The following is an 18,126-nucleotide window of genomic DNA, read 5'->3' as shown; positions in this document are numbered from 1 at the left end:
TCTTGATGGGCGCAAACCTGCCATCGATATTACGCTTGATATAACCTTTGATCGCACCTGTATTATTCGTGGGGGCGGCATCAAATGCGCCAGCAGTTGCTTAATACCAATTGAATTAATTAATTGATCAATTCAGAGCGCTGTCAGCGGTGGGAGAACAAGCCAAATTTTTGTTGATATAGTTATTCTACATCTCATCAATTTGGTGCAGTTATCGCGACGCTGACACGCTCCCAAAGGGCTGAGGGATCCCCATTTATCATACAATGATTATCTTGTTGTAGTCGTTAATGAAATTTAACCAACTCCTTTTGATAAACCTCTTTGTTAACTGGTGAGGGCATTGTTTGACAATATTTTTGGCGAGTGACAGAAATGAAAGCACGCGCCGCTTTCTCACGGTATTTGCTTGGAACCTAAAGTGCCATTTTCTTCTTTCTGCTTCAAAGCCAATAAGCCAGAGTACCAAGCTTGCTACACAAGCGATAAGGCACAGTATGCTCATCCGTTTAATGCCCATCGTTCGACTAAACCGCCAAGAAAAACCATACTGCTCACTTTTGTCATCTCTAAAGTTTTGCTCTATTTGCATACGTTTAGCGTACAAATTGATTACTTCGCGACTTGTTAGCTCGGCATCAGATGTCGCGATGAGCCAAGGTTCATGAGCAAGGTTGCGGTACATTTTATCATCCTTAGTAAAGCGGCTTTTCCCGCGTCGGCCTCTGTGCTCACCTTGATAAAGGTGCAGGCTCGCTTGGCACCCCGTTTTGCTGTGTTGCGTTAACCTTGCGCTCCCTAAATTTTTAGGTGTACAACTGGCGTCCTTTCTTAACTGCGCTAAGGTTTGCCATTGCGTTGGCTGCTGTTTCAATTGGCACTTCATTGTACCTCGCAGTCGACCAATAAAATCCCATCCGTGGGCAAGTACTTCGGCATACCAAGGTGTTAAAAAGCCGCCGTCAGATGTGATATACACTTTCGCATGCCCCGCCAATATGTGACTTAATCGTGAGAGAAACAATTGATGAGTGGTACGGGTTTCCTTATCCTTTTCTTCAACAACCATGTTGTAGAGCGTCATTGAGCGACCATCGACCAATAAACTAGCGCGTAACAAATGATAATTTGAGCCACAGCACCCACTCCAGTCGACAGCAATGACTAGGTATGGCAATTGGCTTATAACGGGCTTGGCAAGCGCACGGTAAATGTCAATAAGCTCTCGTTGTAAGTGGTCATTGTTTAAAAATCTGTCGATTCGTTTAATTTTGTTTTTACTGAACGCTTTTCCTTCGAGGTGTCGACCTATATCAGTGAGAGTTAACCGATTCGAGTCAATTAACGCATCGGCACTGAGCATTAAGGTTTTCATGCGTGCGCGATTGAAGGAAGATAGCGTATTTTTAAAGTAGTTGTGGCATAGTGATTTTACAGGCATAGCAGTTGTCCTTATTGTGTTTGGCGATTCAATAAGATCACAAATTGTTATGCCTGTCACTTTTTGGGGATTCCTCAGCCCAAAGGGCGAGTTTAAAAGGCTCATATGCGGCGTTATTGATTTTGACAAGGAAGCGACCATTCTCTGCAATCAATGCCTTGCCTCTAAGCCTTTTAATTCTCGCTGAATGATTAAGTATTTATTTCAATTGGTATAAGTAGTTATTTCAATTGGTATAATATGTTTTCGCTGCTCGCGTTTTTTGCTGTTGGCTCACAGTGCGATGTTAAGTTTTTACCGTATTGAATGATTAATCTCACTGTAAGTGATTGTATTTTATACAGGAGCTGTCACGTTTTTTAACACTTTGAAAATCGCCTAAAAATTTAATTGTTAATATTCAATCGCTTATGTCGGCGGCATTAAAATTGCTTAGGGTCAAAACACTGCTTTTAGCGTCAATTCTAATTAAAAGTGCTAACTAAAAGCAGCGAAAAGCGTAATTAAGTGCGAACAAAGAAAGTAGTATTGTGCGTTGTGGTCTATGACAGCCCCTCCTAGTATTGCTATGCCGATAATCCCGCATTTAATTGAACTTCTAACAACTATGGATAATTAAATAAGCAGTTAAGGTAGGATTTCCTTATGAATAAATTTACTAAGTTAGCGCTTCCCATTGTTTTTTCTACTATTGCAACAACGGCAAACGCTGGACTTATTTCTGGCACACATGAATTCCAAAATGGTTTTGGTCAAACCCAGCAAGTCGATTTACAGGGCTTAGAGTGGTTATCTCTTGACAGTACTTTTGGTTTAGCACGTTTAGATATTGAAAATCAGGTGTGGACAGACAAGGCTGGCACAACGTGGCAGGCAGATGACTGGCGCTATGCGACTCGCCAAGAAACCAATACCTTACTGAACTCACTATCGGCAAATTTAAGAGATGGCTGGAGTGTGAGTAATTATCAAGGAGCAGATTGGTTTGCCGATAACTTTGGCATGATTGATTACACGCGTGATGAATTTAATTTTGCTCAACGCGCTTGGTTTAACTATGGCGACACATTTGAGTGTAGTGCGAATGAGGGGCGTACTTGTCAGGGCTTAATTGAGGTTGCGGCCGAGGCTCATGTCTCGCACGTTATTAATTTTGGCAGTAGCTATAATTTTGTAACAAACCGAGAGTCCAGTTCTTTATTTGACCCTAACCAACATACTGGCATCGGCTTTATTGCTGAAAAATATGGTGCTGAATTTGGTTTGCAAAGCGGTGCGTTTACGAGTACCACTAATGAAGAGCACTTTCGTGTTGCCAACTTACTCGTCAGAAATGCGCCGGTAGATGTACCTGAGCCTGCGCCACTAAGCCTATTGGCAGGCGCATTGGTAGCCTTAGGGATTATGCGTAAACGCAAAGCGCGCTAGATAAACAAACTCGTTTGATAAAAGTAAAGCCGAGTATCTGCACATACTCGGCTTTTTCGTACAAGTATACTGCGCACTTGTTTGCTGTTATCTTTGACTTATTAAAGTGTCAAAAAAATTTACACTTTAGGTTGTCGTGCTTGGAGTGTGTCAGCTCACCTAGCCATTTGTCCTTCCTTGGTTTGATCATCATCACTGTGGGCGATTTATCGCTGATAATCCTTACTTCAATCCCAAAACCGATATAAAACAATAGCGTTATGGTCAATGGTGTCGATTGTTTAGTGGCAACCGTCGTTTACTTTACTATTCTTTGAATTCTAATGACTTGTTTTTTCAAGGAGGAATATCATGAGTGGCCAAGACGCTGACACTGGGTCTCACAATAAAAATCGTGCCAGAGGTGTTAAGGCTTCCCCATTAAAACTGCGCGCTGCATTAAATGCCAAGGGCTTAAAGTCACAGGCTGAAGTTGCCGAAGCCATTCGCCAACAAGAAGGATTGGCCAAACCGCCCAGAACACTTGTTGGGCGAGTGTTTCGAAGTGAAGCCGTTGATCCTGTAAGTATTGAACGAGTTGCTCGAGTGCTTGATGTCGAAGCGTGGAATTTATATTTAGACTCAAGTGAAAAAGCACTTATCTCAAGCAATGCCAGCCAAGATTTTAATACGAAAAAGACATCAGCCAGCACCGCAGATGAAAGAGAAAATATTGGGCACATGGCGACCAATAAGCCGCCAATATTTTCTGCAACAGATAAATTCCCTCATACACAGGAAGCGATAGCACAGCAGGGTGACAATCTCCAAGGAAAAGCCATTAAGGGGTGGGTTGTGCTGTGCTTTGTCGCTGTCATTTTAGTTGCTTCCTACCTTTATCACACAATTTACCGTGTGGAAGAAACACTCCCCGTTAAATCTCCCGCTATTGATTTTAGTAACAAGGTACTTGTTGTTCTGCCGTTTGAAGGGCCACGTGGGGCTGATATCAGCAACATGCTCCACCAAGTACTCAATGAAGCTTCCCATTGGGTAAGTGCCAGTTCCCTGTATCAGAGCACGGCTAGTCCATTAGACTTGATCAGTCAGCAACAATCCGATTTAGTGTTCAGTGGTAAAGTCAAACAAATAGGGCGCCATATCTTGCTACAAATCTTTGTTTCTGAACTAGAGACAACCCGACAAGTATGGGCAGAGACGTTTGTTAAATCAGCGTCCAATCAATACCTTAAACAACAGATAGCCGCTTGGTTTGAGGCATATATGCAACAAACCTCACCTCCCGTATTTCCGTCAGGCGCGATACTACTTCGCTACTTGAATGCAAAAACTTATATGCAACAAGACCGCTCTACCCATGTCTTACTCAAAACCTTGACCGAGCTGCAAAGTGTGGCGCGTTTAGCGCCTGATTTTGCCAAAGGGCATGCCGACCTGTGTGCCTCTTTAGTGGAGTACAGCAAGCTATCTGGCGATCAGGCGAAACTGACCGAAGCTGAACTTCACTGCCAAACGGCTGAAAAGCTAGCACCCGATCAAGTGAGTACGGTAACTGCAAATGCATACCTGAGCCGCAGCAAGGGCGAACTCAAACAGGCTTTGCAGCAAATAGAGCGCGCATTGGCAATAGCGCCTGATCATATTGACGCCATACGTGCAAAGGCGGAAATGCAAATGCGCGTTTATTTAAAAAGCCGAGAACCGCAACTTTTTACTGAGATCGAACGTGAGCTTGAGCGCGCGGCAACCATAGAGCAAGACAATTGGAAAGTGCCGTTTACCCTTGCCAGACTCTATTATTTTGCCGGTAAGCAGCAGCTAGCGGTCGTGCAATTTAAACAGGCGAATCAGCTTTATCCCAGTTACCAAACCCATAGTAATTTAGGGACACTGGAGTTTTGCCTTGGCAACTTGGCAGCGGCGCGCACTCATTATCAACAAGCACTTAACTACAGCCCGAATGAGCAGACTTTGCTCTCTAATATTGCAACTTTGCATCACTACTTAGGGGATTATGAGAAAGCACTTGCCATTTATCAGCCACAGCTTACCGCGCTCAAGCGCGATGGCGCAGATCACCTTTACCAAGTTTGGGCAAATATCGGCGATGCCCATCGCATGCTGGGGCAAACTGCCGAGTCTATTGCGGCGTATCGCCAAGCTTTGCTGACCTTAGAGCAAGAGATCGCCAAAGGCGAGGACACTATACAGCATCAAACGGCGCGTCTTGCGCTTTACCTGTTGCATGCCGAGTTAGAGCCAACCGCCTATTCCGCCAATTTTTTAGCAACACTTGAACAGCAGGCACACCAATATCAACAAGTGGGCGATCCTGTGTCGCTATTTTACATGGCCAATACTTGGCGCATGTTAGGTGATATTGCGCAAGCCAAACGCTTGCGCGATCAACTGGGCGCTAGTTGCCCTGGCTATGTTGCATCGCCAGACTTGCGCCAACTCGACCAGCTTTGAGCGCTGTGCCAGTTTAAGCCCTTAGCAGGGCATTGCGACCTGCTAGCCCAAGCCCTGCTATCAGCAATAACCAAGTGGTTGGCTCAGGAATGCTCGGCGGTGTAGTCACTAAATCATTGACATTAATGGTGGCAGTAAAGTTGTCAAACGCTAGGGGTAAAGCCAACTCATCTGACAATAGCGCACTGCTAATCTCAATAATGCCACTGCCAATGGCCGCAGTATCAAATGAGAAACTGGCTAAGCGAAACGCATCGGCCTGCGCTGACAAATCACCAAACAATGATACGCCACTGAGTTCGACGTTAGCAGCACTAGGCGATATTGATAAAAAATCAAACTCAGTCAGCAGCGGGTCTAAGACCGCATTGGTTAAGCTTAATATGCTGTTGTCAAAGCCCATATTGATATCAAAACCGCCCAGATTGTCTGCATCTAAACCTGAAATCCACAAGTCTAAATTGACGCTATCGCCCAACGTTACTGTTTCGATAATATCACTGCCGCTGTTATTGAACGACAATATCGGGGTCGCTTTAAGTGTTGTACTCAAACAGAAAAGCATACAAAACAACGCCCAGTAACCTGCTCTGTTAACTTTCATTACTGCTCTCCTTCTTGTTGTTTACGCACCAGCGTTGATCTCCTGATTGTGCTGATACCATGTTATGGTTTAGTGGCTGAACGCCAGTATGACCACACTGGCGTTCTCGTTGTTGTCGGTTATTGAGGTTGATTTATCGCACAGCGTGGCAGTGAACATTGCAATACACAGCCGCGCGCATCGAGCACGTTAATGGTGCCATCACGGTTCCAATCGGCTGGATCGTTCGCGCCATTGGCAGGGGTATTTCGGCGCCCCATGATCTGCCCAATATCTAGGCGATCAACCATGGCATCGTTATTCATGTCACACATCAATGGCGCTTGTTCGGTAACCAGTACTGTCACGGTATCAGTTGCACTGACGTCCGGTTCGCCATCTGTGACGGTAAGTTGCACGACATAACTACCAATGGCATCTGGCGTAAAGCTTGGATTGGCCGTGCTAGCGCCAAGCAGGTCACTCGCGCTAATTTGACTTGCTTGCGGAATCGACTCAAGTGTCCAGCTATACGTTAGTGGTGCAGGGGCATTATCTGGGTCGTTACTACCACTACCATCGAGCATGGCGGTGTCGCCAAGCGTAATTTCCAAGTTACTGCCCGCATCGGCGATGGGCGGTATATTGACAGGCTGAGGCGTGGCGGTGATCTCTGCCATCGTCGCGTCTGCCAAATCACCATCTTCGACCCGCAACTCGACGCTATAAACGCCTTCCACATCGGGCACAAAGCTGGTTAATGCTGCCATCGGCTCAGCGATATCGGCATCGGTTAAGCCACTGCCATCAGGCACCGACATAAATGACCACTGATAAGTCAGAGGTGACGGGCCGTTGTCAGGATCATTACTATTGCGACCATCTAACGTCACCTGACTGCCGACCTGTACTTCGTCGCTGGCTAGAGCAATCTCCGCTTGTGGTGGCAAATTGCCTTGTAGTACCTCTACCTGCACAATATCAGCCGGACTATCGTCCTCGCCGTCATTGACCACTAGCGCAAACTCATAGCGGCCAACGACATCACCAACAAAGCTGGGCATTGGCGTGGTTGGGTCGTTGAGTTGTGTGAGGCTGCTGCCATCGGGCACATTGACTATTTGCCATTGGTAAGTGATTAAGTCGCCTTCCGGATCGCTTGAGGCTGAGCCGTCGAGAGTGACAGTATCACCGACCGCAACGGTTTGGTTGTCGCCAGCATTGGCGACTGGGGGATTATTGACCACGCTAACCGTTGCCGTTACCGTATCGGTGAATTCACCATCAAGTACTGTGAGCTCAAAGGTGTAATTGCCAAGTACATCCGGGACTAGACTGGCCATTATTGCATTCGAATCGGCTAAGTCGGCCTGAGTCAGAGCGCTAGCACTTGGTACAGAGATCAATGTCCAGCTATAGCTAAGTGCCTGTGGACCGGGCTCGGCATCTGATGAATTACTGCCATCCAGATTAATGGTTTCATTCCTAAAGACTTGCATTGGCGCTTGAATATTAGCGAATAGTGTTTGCGTACCGGGCGTTAAATTAAAGTTGATTCGGTAGTCGCCAGTGCCAGCAAATGTGCTGTCTCTGGCAGTAATTACCCAGTCCTGAACAAGAACAGTATATGTTCCTGATTGAGGTATTTGGATATCGGTGAATGAAACGACATTTTCGTTTGCTGCCCCATTGAGCTGTATGCCGTCAGGTGAATATATGCGAACGAGTGGTGAGAAAGCGGTCTCGCGGTTTAAATCTATAACTTCAATAGATACTGAACCGCCTTGGTTTGCGACAAAACTCCACGTATCAATATCAGCGAGGCCATCAATGGCCTCCTCAACAAAACCACCGTTGACGAGTTCACCGTGCTCGCTGACAGGAATATTGGCAAAGTAGATTCGATAGTCACCGGTACCCGCTAAGGTACTGTCTCTTGCGGTAACTGTCCAGTCTTGCACTAGCACAGTATAGGTACCTGCTTGCGGTGCAACGATATTGGATAGCGTCAGTGCCGTGGTATCGACCTCAGAGTTGAGCAGGGTGCCATCTGGCGCGTATAGACGAACAAGTAACGAGAAATTTTGAGCATTGCTATAGTCAGCGGCCGTTAAGGTAAAAATATCACCAGCTTCCGCATCGAAGCTCCACGTATCAATATCTCCAATTTCACCAATGGCTTCTTCAACAAAACCACCGTTGACGAGTTCACCGTGCTCGCTGACAGGAATATTGGCAAAGTAGATTCGATAGTCACCGGTACCCGCTAAGGTGCTGTCTCTTGCGGTAACTGTCCAGTCCTGCACTAGTACAGTATAGGTACCTGCTTGCGGTGCAACGATATTGGATAGCGTCAGTGCCGTGGTATCGACCTCAGAGTTGAGCAGGGTGCCATCTGGCGCGTATAGACGAACAAGTAACGAGAAATTTTGATCATTGCTATAGTCAGCGGCCGTTAAGGTAAAAATATCACCAGCTTCCGCATCGAAGCTCCATGTATCAATATCTCCAATTTCACCAATGGCTTCTTCAACAAAACCACCGTTGACGAGTTCACCGTGTTCGCTGACAGGAATATTGGCAAAGTAGATACGATAGTCACCAGTACCCGCTAAGGTACTGTCTCTTGCGGTAACCGTCCAGTCTTGCACTAGCACAGTATAGGTACCTGTTTGCGGTGCAACGATATTGGATAGCGTCAGTGCTGTGGTATTGACTCCTGAGTTGAGCAATGTACCGTCAGGCGCGTATAGACGAACAAGTAACGAGAAATTTGGATCATTACTATAGTCAGCGGCAGTTAAGGTAAAAATATCACCAGCTTCCGCATCGAAGCTCCACGTATCGATATCCCCAACTTCACCAATAGCTTCCTCGACAAAACCACCGTTGACGAGTTCACCGTGTTCGCTGACAGGAATATTGGCAAAGTAGATACGATAGTCACCGGTACCAGCTAAGGTACTGTCTCTTGCGGTAACCGTCCAGTCTTGCACTAGCACAGTATAGGCACCTGTTTGCGGTGCAACGATATTGGATAGCGTCAGTGCTGTGGTATCGACTTCAGAGTTGAGCAGTGTCCCGTCGGGTGCGTAAATACGAATAAGCAGAGAGAAATTTACTTCGTTACTATAATCTCCGGCGTTTAACGTGAATATATCACCAGCTTCCGCATCGAAACTCCACGTATCAATATCCCCAACTTCACCAATGGCTTCCTCGACAAAACCACCGTTGATGAGCTCTCCGTGTTCGCTGACCGGGGCGTTGGCCAAATAGATTCGATAATTCCCTGTGCCGTTTAGCGTATTATCCCTCGCTGTAACAAGGCCGTCTTGCACAAATACGGTATAGGTGCCTGCTTGAGGTGCTCGAATATTTGAAAAAGTTAATGCTACTGTATCTACGGCTGACAAAATTTGAGTGCCGTCAGGGGCATTGACCCGAACGCGAGGTGAGAAGTTTGCTTCACCACTGTAATCAGCAATATTGAGCGTAAATAAATCACCATTTGTTGCATTAAAGGTAAAGCTATCAACCTCACCGGCTACCGAGATTTCGCCGTTAACAAAACCGCCATTAACCAGATCATCGGCCTTGGCTGTGGCGGTAAATCCACTACTGAACCAACATAGCGCTAACAGTAGTGCTGGTAGCCGCCTGTTAGCGCCTGTGCGGTCATTTTTAGTTGTGGAGCGGTTGGGCAGAAGTTTTCGCTCTGTAAGGTTGTAATATAACCGATAGATTGATCTTAACAGTGGGGATCGCATAGTGGTTCCTTATACTTTTCGCGTGTTTTGTCGCTTTTTAGCAGTGAGCAACAGTTTTAACTAGTGGTTACGCGATACTGCGAGCGCAGCCCGATTCACTTTTGCAAGGGGAACAACTTATCAACTCCTTGATGATTGATTTTTCCTTACTTCTTAGCCTTAGCCAAACACTTTATCTCTGGTATGGAGGAGCTTCCTCAGAGTTCGTCAGGCGTACATATAAAGAAATATCGTTTGACTTAATGACACATCAAAAAGTGGCATATGAAAAGGACGTGTTGATTAAGATTTGTGACAATTGGAATTAACTGACACTAAGTGAAGCTAACTGAAGCAGAGCAACACGCGCCAGTATCCGCAAAGCTTTATCAAAGATATTTAAAACTGTATTAGGTACTCTTTGGTTGAAGCATCGCTGAGCAACAAGTGATTCGAATTTTATCAGTCGCCTTTTGACGGATGAATACTGATACCAATTGAAATAACTACTTAATCATTCAGCGAGAATTAAAAGGCTTAGAGGCAAGGCATTAATTGCAGAGAATGGTCGCTCCCTTGTCAAAATTAATAACGCAGCATATGAGCCTTTTAAACTCGCCCTTTGGGCTGAGGGATCCCCATTTATCATACAATGATTATCTTGTTGTAGTCGTTAATGAAATTTAACCAACTCCTTTTGATAAACCTCTTTGTTAACTGGTGAGGGCATTGTTTGACAATATTTTTGGCGAGTGACAGAAATGAAAGCACGCGCCGCTTTCTCACGGTATTTGCTTGGAACCTAAAGTGCCATTTTCTTCTTTCTGCTTCAAAGCCAATAAGCCAGAGTACCAAGCTTGCTACACAAGCGATAAGGCACAGTATGCTCATCCGTTTAATGCCCATCGTTCGACTAAACCGCCAAGAAAAACCATACTGCTCACTTTTGTCATCTCTAAAGTTTTGCTCTATTTGCATACGTTTAGCGTACAAATTGATTACTTCGCGACTTGTTAGCTCGGCATCAGATGTCGCGATGAGCCAAGGTTCATGAGCAAGGTTGCGGTACATTTTATCATCCTTAGTAAAGCGGCTTTTCCCGCGTCGGCCTCTGTGCTCACCTTGATAAAGGTGCAGGCTCGCTTGGCACCCCGTTTTGCTGTGTTGCGTTAACCTTGCGCTCCCTAAATTTTTAGGTGTACAACTGGCGTCCTTTCTTAACTGCGCTAAGGTTTGCCATTGCGTTGGCTGCTGTTTCAATTGGCACTTCATTGTACCTCGCAGTCGACCAATAAAATCCCATCCGTGGGCAAGTACTTCGGCATACCAAGGTGTTAAAAAGCCGCCGTCAGATGTGATATACACTTTCGCATGCCCCGCCAATATGTGACTTAATCGTGAGAGAAACAATTGATGAGTGGTACGGGTTTCCTTATCCTTTTCTTCAACAACCATGTTGTAGAGCGTCATTGAGCGACCATCGACCAATAAACTAGCGCGTAACAAATGATAATTTGAGCCACAGCACCCACTCCAGTCGACAGCAATGACTAGGTATGGCAATTGGCTTATAACGGGCTTGGCAAGCGCACGGTAAATGTCAATAAGCTCTCGTTGTAAGTGGTCATTGTTTAAAAATCTGTCGATTCGTTTAATTTTGTTTTTACTGAACGCTTTTCCTTCGAGGTGTCGACCTATATCAGTGAGAGTTAACCGATTCGAGTCAATTAACGCATCGGCACTGAGCATTAAGGTTTTCATGCGTGCGCGATTGAAGGAAGAGAGGGTATTTTTAAGGTAGTTGTGGCATAGTGATTTAACAGGCATAGCAGTTGTCCTTATTGTGTTTGGCGATTCAATAAGATCACAAATTGTTATGCCTGTCACTTTTTGGGGATTCCTCAGCCCTTTGGGAGCGTGGCAGCGTCGCGATAACTACGCCAAATTGATGAGATGTAGAACAACTATATCAACAAAAATTTGGCTTGTTCTCCCACCGCTGACAGCGCTCTGAATTGATCAATTAATTAATTCAATTGGTATGATGTGTTTTAAGTGCGCAAAAGCGAACTAGTATTGAGGGATTAAGTTTAAAACGCCGATTGCCGCTGGCAGGTCATCTGGCCAAATCCAAAGTCGATAAGGCGGCGGCACTATAAAGTAGCCCTCCGGTAGGTAGAGTTGTCGGTTGCGCATATCTGCGCAATAACGTGATCGCCAACTTAGCTTTTTCTTTTCAGACATTGATTTACCGGCGACTAGCTGACGGGTGATTTGATACAGCTTTTCACACATTCGATATTCATACCCTGCCATCGAAAGCGGCTCTTGATATTGCCCCAAACCTTGGTTTATTGCTTTTTCGCACATATCGACAACTAGTGGTAAATCCGCTTCATTGGGAATATTGGGAAACAGCACAAATGGCGCAGCCCAGCCACTGGCGAGCATATCGAGATTAAACGTTGCCCGCTCAAGTCGTGTCATGGCGGCGCGCTCGCTTGGGCTGTAGCTTGGCGCGACATAGGCAAGTAAGCGGCCAAAGTGATCAAATGGTGGTTCAGGGCTGCGGATGTATAATTTACGCTGACTACCATTAGGCTTAGTTAGGCGCTTGTTAATAACCTCTTGGTAGTGTGCACTCGCTAACTTGCCTTGGTTGAATTGTAAAGTACCCGCAGCAACTTGCGTTAACTTAGGCAGGATATAGTCGGCAAAGCTCGCAGTAACAGGTGATTTTCCCTGTGCTATCCAAGTGGCGAGTTGTTTGAATTTGGCATCGACTTTTGCGGCACCAGTAGGTGATTTCGCTGTTACTTCCGGAGTGTCAATCGATAACATGCGGATCGGCATGCGAATATTGGGGGTATCGCCATCTGAAATATCGATAAGTGACTTAACCCCTAGCGACGGTAAATTCGTGCCACTGGGCGACCAGAGGATTTCAAGCTTAGTCATCGTGAATATCTCTATGCAGTGATAGCGATATTAACTATAGCGTATCTTTTTATTAGTGTTCGACTGAGCATTTACCTTGACTGTCTTACCAACTAACTTTCGAAGAGCGTTGACGCTAATCGATAAAAGAGCTGGTAAACGGCCATTAGCACTATACCTAACAGGGCGTAGTAACTGAGTTCACCCCATATTGATGGGTTATGAAGTACTTCGAAATTGTGTTGCAAATATCGTTTAAACCAAGCGGCGAAAATTGCCGTGAAAAATACCGATAATCCAGCCGCCCAGCGCTCACTTAACGCTTTTATTGCCGCTGCGTTTTTAGCTTATTGTACTGGGCCTAGTTGGCGAGGCGAGTCTTGCGGTTCTGACATATTAAATCCTTGTTTTGCGCTCTCTTGCTTTACCTTGCCTAGCACAGTGGAGAAATTAGCAGAAGTTAACTGACTTTATTACTTATCCACACGGTTTGGTAGGGAGCGAGTTCGATTGCTTGAGTAAGATCATCAAACACTTTACCAGAAATTAAATCTTGCCATTGCTCCGTGATAATGAGGTTAAGTTCGCCAATGGGCAATGCCAGTGGCTCATCGGTGATATTCGATATGCAAAAAATACTTTGTCGTCGGTCTTGGCTTTGACGCCAAAAGCCAAAGAGATTTAAGCCCAAATGCAAAGTAAACTGTGTCGCATTGGGGTGAAAGGCTTTTTGTGCTGTGCGAATGTCAATCAAGGTCAACATGTGCTTGAACACCTGTGCATGAGGGCTGGTGTCATCTGCTAGCTGTGTTTCCAGGCGTTGATAATCCCAGCGATGGCGATTGATCGAGCGGTTGTGATGGGTGTTTTTCAGCTTTTCGTAGTCGTTGCGAGTTCCCAGTAAGCTGTGAATATAAATGCCAGGAATTCCCTCAAGGCCGAGCATAATACTGTGGGCGCAAATAAAGCGTTGCATGCCCCATTTATCTGGCCCATTTACTGTCCCTTGTAGGGCGTCAAACAGTGAAATATTCATCTCGTAAGCTTTTTGCTCGCCAGATTCGCTGGTACGCCATGAAATGGCACCACCAAAATTCTTCATGGTGTTGATCAGTAGCGAAATTTCTTGGTCGCTAAGCAGGCCTTCCGCTGGCCGCAGGCCAATGCCGTCGTGTGAGGCGATAAAGTTAAAATAGGTGGTGCCATCTTGTGCTGGTGGCATACTCATCAGCCAACGCTTCAAATACAGGCAGTTACCTGTAATGAGGGAGTTGATCAGTAGTGGCGGTAGTGAAAAATTATAAATGCAGTGGGCTTCGTTCGCATTGCCAAAATACGTCAGGTTTTGTGTGTTGGGAATATTGGTTTCCGTGATGATCACCGCATCTGGCTGCGCGTGTTCAATTAGCGTGCGCAGTAATCTGACGACTTCATGAGTTTGCGGCAGGTTAATGGACGACGAGCCAACCACTTTCCACAAAAAGGCAACGGCGTCCATGCGAAATATCCGCACGCCGTTATCCAAATACTGGCGAATAATTTTCACGAATTGGCTCAGTACTTCGGGGTTTCGAAAGTCTAGATCCACTTGATCATGGCTAAAAGTGCACCAGACATACTGCTCGCCATGCGCGGTGTCAGTGGCTCTCAGCAATGGCGAAGTACGCGGCCGCACAACTTGGCTTAAATCGTTTTGAGGTGAGGCGGTAAAAAAGTAGTCGTGGCCTTGGCCAGCGCCTTTAATAAAGTTGTCGAACCACAAACTGCGCGAAGAGCAGTGGTTGATCACTAAATCAGACATTAAACGCTTTTTCGTGGCAATGGCTTTGATATCTTGCCAATCGCCGAGCGATTCGTTGACCGACGAGTAGTCGATAACGGAGAAGCCATCATCAGAGCTATACGGGAAAAACGGCAGAATATGGATGCTATTGATGTGATCTTGTAGGTAATTGTCGGCAAAGTGCTGCAAGGTTAATAAGGGTTTTTCATTGTCACGCAGTAAAGAGTCGCCATAGGTGATCATGACAACATCACGCTCTGACCAATGGTTGGAAAACGGCGGTGGCGGTGTGCATTGCTCATCGATACGCATTTCACCAATAAGTCGTTGCGCCAAAGATTCTAGCGGGATTGTCAGCTCAATGTCGGCATAAATAACCGCTAATTGTTGGATCAGTTTATTGCTGAGTACCGCTAACGTGTTCATTGCACACTCTGCCATTATGTTTCCTAGTCGTGATTTATCAATTGGATTTAGTTTTTACTGAATTCCACGTTATCCTGCTCAACCGCTTCTTTAAGCTCGCTCAAAATTGTCGGCTCGGCACTGATGACTCGGTTCCAAGTTGGAATAAATGGTGTTTCCATCGGGTTCTCTAAAAAGGTTTGGCCAGCATTCATAATATTCTTGGCGAACATTTCCACCGCCGCTTCTTCGTTGTGAATATCCAGCGACAAGCCGTTCATTAGCGCGTCGTGGCGATAAGTTTCAACATAATCCAAGGCAATGCGAAAGTAGGTTGCTTTAATTGAACGGAAGGTTTCCGTGCTAAAGGTGTGTCCTTGGGTCGCCAACTTGCGGAAGAAAGCCTTGGTAATGTCGATCGACATTTTCGATAACCCTGCCTCGGCGTTATCGAGCGATAAATCTTGATGCTTGTGATCGTAAACGTCGGCAATATCAACTTGGCAGATACGGTTGGTGGCGTAATTGCGGTGCATTTCACTGAGTACACCAATTTCAAGCCCCCAGTCACTGGGAATGCGCAAATCATTAAGGACATCGCGACGGAAAGAAAATTCACCCGCCAGTGGGTAGCGAAAGCAATCCATATAATCGAGATATTCGTTCGGGCCAACGACGCGTTTTAAGGCTCGGATCAGCGGTGTCACCAATAAACGCGATACGCGGCCATTGATTTTACCGTCTGCTACTCGCGCGTAGAAACCTTTACTAAATTCGTAATTAAATTGTGGGTGGGCAACAGGATAGAGTAGGCGAGCCAGTAAATCTTTTTCGTAAGTTAAAATGTCGCAGTCGTGCAATGCCACTGATTCTGCGCGATTTGAAGCGAGAATATAGCCCATGCAGTACCAGACATTGCGGCCTTTACCCAATTCTGTTGGCGCTAGGCCAAGTGCTTGCAATTTAGCGTCTATCGCTTTTAATCTTGGGCCGTCATTCCACAACACGCGGTGGTGCTGTGGCAGTTTACCAAAGAATTCTAAGGCGTAGCGATATTGCGCTTCATCTGCGCGATCTAAGCCAATGACCACTTCTGAGAGATAGGGAACCTGAGCAATTTTATCGATAATTTTCGCTAACGCTGGGCCTTCTAGCTCGGAAAATAGCGACGGCAACAACAACCCCAATGGCCTTGTTTTATTGAAGCTGATCAGCTCTTTTTCCATATCCTGGTATGAGCGCTGGCCTAAGTTGTGCAGCGTAGTAACACTGCCGTTTTGGTAAAAATCAGCCATGAGAAAGTTCTCCGTTCGGTAGTGATAGTTGGTTTGAAAGCGCAGTAAAATCGATAACAAAGTTAAGCGCCTCGCTCCAACCGATGGGGCCATAGCCTTGGGTTTGATAGATAAAATTAGCTTTGCTGTTATCTAACGGCGGATAGCTATGGGTGGGCGACTTGATTTGTACGGCAATATCGGCTGTTTCTAGCATCGCGATATCGTTGCCACTGTCGCCAAGTGCGATAACGTTGACATTAGCGAGCTGTAATTGATGTTGATACTCGCCCGCGAGCCAGTTCATGGCTTTGCCCTTGTCGCAGTTGTCGCATAAATGAATAAAACGACCACCTTGTAAAATGTTCGCGCCCAGCGCTTTGGCAGCCTCAATAAATGCGCGCTTGTCTACTTCGCTGCCCCGCCAAAGCACAGGTTCACCGTATTGACGTTGGTTTGCCAGTTGTGCGTCAGCGAGGCTTAGGCCCGTGACATCAGCAATTTCGTCGATGGTCATAGCGGCAAAATGGGTATAGCTGTCGCCAAATGTTGTTTTTAGTTTTTGCGCTATGTCGATGTAATTGGCGCGCGGTGAACTAAAGGTTTTTACCCAAAAATTTGACTGCACCTCACAACCTTCGGGTTGTTTGGTAAACAGCTGTTGAGGGATGTAAACCGCGGCACCGTTTTCAACAATAAACGGGCCGTTAATGGCCATCGCTTCGTATAAATGGATGACTTCTTGCACCGTTTTACTGGTCGTGGCAATGACCGGAATTTGGTGTCTTTTGAGCTTTTCGAGCATAGGGACAGCGGCGCTAAAGCTGTAATCGTGATGATCGAGTAATGTGCCGTCTAAGTCGGTAAAAATCATCGGCCACGAACAAGGCAGTGATGAAAATGGTGCTGTAGCCATGCTAAATATTTCCTATTGCGCTGGTAATAGTGCGATGCTCATCAAGCTCAAATACTAAGTCGCAAGCTTTTGGCAGTGTCGTAAGTGAGTGCTCGGTTAAGCGCTGAAAATAAGCGATAAACGCCATTACTTGTGCCTGATTCATTACCTTGCTGGGCATTGCTTTAGTATTAGTGAGAGTTTGCTGTGCTGCCAGTTGCTGCTCTTGTTGCCACCGCCAATTGGCAACGCACTTGAAGCTAGGCGCTTTGAGCATCAGCCACTTATCCATCAAACTATACAGTGGTTGATAATATTGAACGAGTTGGTCGTTGACATAGTTTCGCCAAACGCCTTTATCATCTTGCGTAGATTCAAGCGTATTGATCGGTTTAAGCAACTGATGTTGGTTTTGCGCGCCGACTCCCCAACACCAGCCTTCGATAATGATAACGTCAACACGCGGCGGCGACAGTGGCCATTGTGAAGGTTGTGTTGGGTTGTCTCGTGCTTTGTCGAAACTTGGCAGCGGGACTTGTTCACCCTTGATAAGTTGTTTGAGCGTGCTAGCCAGCAAGCGAGTATCATGAGTGCCAGGCACACCACGCGTAGCCAGCATAGGGTGAACAGCCTGCGCAAGCTGTTGACGAGTTGCTTGATCAAAATAGAAATCATCGAGCGACAGGTTAACCACTGATAGCTCCGCCTGCTCAGACAAATAGTGGTGTAAATAGGACGCGAGCGTTGATTTTCCAGAGCCTTGGCAGCCGTTAATTCCCAACGTAAAAGGGGCTTGCTGCTGACGGGACTGCTCAGCTATTCGCTTGGCAAGTGGCGTGAACCATTGCTGTGCAGTTTGCTCAAATGTTGTCGGCAATCCCGATTGCTCGATAAAAGAGGTAAGCATTAGCAGCCTGAGTAATGTCAATGGATGATAGTAATACTAACAAGCTTTGTGCCAAACACTAGTTTTAAACTATTGTCTATAAAAATCAGTGTGATAGCTTGGTATTATTGAAATGGGTAAGGCTCAAATCAGTAAGCGTTTGAACCATTGTGGTGCAGCACTGTTTTGGTGCTATTTATTGGGGCGTCTTTTCTCTAGCCATATCGCTAGTCATAGTGTCGAGGCAGATACTCGCTGAGCGGCAAGTTACCT

General features: G+C 46.0%; 11 protein-coding genes. 2 read left to right on the top strand and 9 right to left on the bottom strand.

Annotated elements, in window-relative coordinates:
* Positions 1-259 precede the first annotated feature (259 nt).
* Entirely contained in the window at positions 260-1,441 is a 1,182-nt protein-coding gene (locus DXX93_RS19370; protein ID WP_116006901.1) for an IS4 family transposase, read from the bottom strand.
* 645 nt (positions 1,442-2,086) lie between these two features.
* Here DXX93_RS19370 and DXX93_RS19365 point away from each other — a divergent pair.
* Entirely contained in the window at positions 2,087-2,869 is a 783-nt protein-coding gene (locus DXX93_RS19365; RefSeq protein ID WP_116009545.1) for a PEP-CTERM sorting domain-containing protein, read from the top strand.
* A 351-nt stretch (positions 2,870-3,220) separates the two neighbouring features.
* Positions 3,221-5,341, top strand: a complete 2,121-nt coding sequence (locus DXX93_RS19360; RefSeq protein WP_116009544.1) for a tetratricopeptide repeat protein — start codon at positions 3,221-3,223, stop codon at positions 5,339-5,341.
* A 13-nt stretch (positions 5,342-5,354) separates the two neighbouring features.
* Here the strand turns inward: DXX93_RS19360 and DXX93_RS19355 are convergent, their stop codons facing one another.
* The 8 genes from DXX93_RS19355 to DXX93_RS19315 form a co-directional block, all read right to left on the bottom strand.
* On the bottom strand, positions 5,355-5,945 hold the full coding sequence (locus tag DXX93_RS19355; protein ID WP_116009543.1) for a PEP-CTERM sorting domain-containing protein: 591 nt from the start codon (positions 5,943-5,945) through the stop codon (positions 5,355-5,357).
* Between the two features lie 119 nt (positions 5,946-6,064).
* Entirely contained in the window at positions 6,065-9,694 is a 3,630-nt protein-coding gene (locus DXX93_RS19350) for a PKD domain-containing protein (protein ID WP_116009542.1), read from the bottom strand.
* A gap of 624 nt (positions 9,695-10,318) precedes the next feature.
* A complete protein-coding gene (locus DXX93_RS19345; RefSeq protein WP_116006317.1) occupies positions 10,319-11,500 on the bottom strand; it encodes an IS4 family transposase in 1,182 nt (393 codons plus the stop codon).
* Between the two features lie 243 nt (positions 11,501-11,743).
* The gene (locus DXX93_RS19340; RefSeq protein WP_116009541.1) at positions 11,744-12,631 is read right to left on the bottom strand and encodes a nuclease; all 888 of its coding nucleotides are present in this window, start codon (positions 12,629-12,631) and stop codon (positions 11,744-11,746) included.
* A gap of 439 nt (positions 12,632-13,070) precedes the next feature.
* Positions 13,071-14,834: a sugar phosphorylase gene (locus DXX93_RS19330; RefSeq protein ID WP_258872722.1), complete on the bottom strand. Its 1,764-nt coding sequence runs from the start codon at positions 14,832-14,834 to the stop codon at positions 13,071-13,073.
* Positions 14,835-14,866: 32 nt separating this feature from the next.
* The gene (locus DXX93_RS19325; protein ID WP_116009539.1) at positions 14,867-16,093 is read right to left on the bottom strand and encodes a glycosyl transferase; all 1,227 of its coding nucleotides are present in this window, start codon (positions 16,091-16,093) and stop codon (positions 14,867-14,869) included.
* Positions 16,086-16,988, bottom strand: coding sequence for an HAD-IIB family hydrolase (locus DXX93_RS19320; protein WP_258872721.1), 903 nt, complete (start codon positions 16,986-16,988; stop codon positions 16,086-16,088). Before DXX93_RS19320 ends, DXX93_RS19325 begins: the two co-directional genes overlap by 8 nt.
* A 1-nt stretch (position 16,989) precedes the next feature.
* Positions 16,990-17,874 carry a kinase gene (locus DXX93_RS19315; RefSeq protein WP_116009538.1) on the bottom strand — a complete coding sequence of 295 codons (885 nt, stop codon included), beginning with the start codon at positions 17,872-17,874 and terminating at the stop codon, positions 16,990-16,992.
* Positions 17,875-18,126: the final 252 nt, after the last annotated feature.

It is taken from the genome of Thalassotalea euphylliae (assembly GCF_003390335.1).
In the GTDB taxonomy this organism is placed as follows: domain Bacteria; phylum Pseudomonadota; class Gammaproteobacteria; order Enterobacterales; family Alteromonadaceae; genus Thalassotalea_F; species Thalassotalea_F euphylliae_B.
This window is presented reverse-complemented; position numbering and strand designations above follow the sequence as displayed.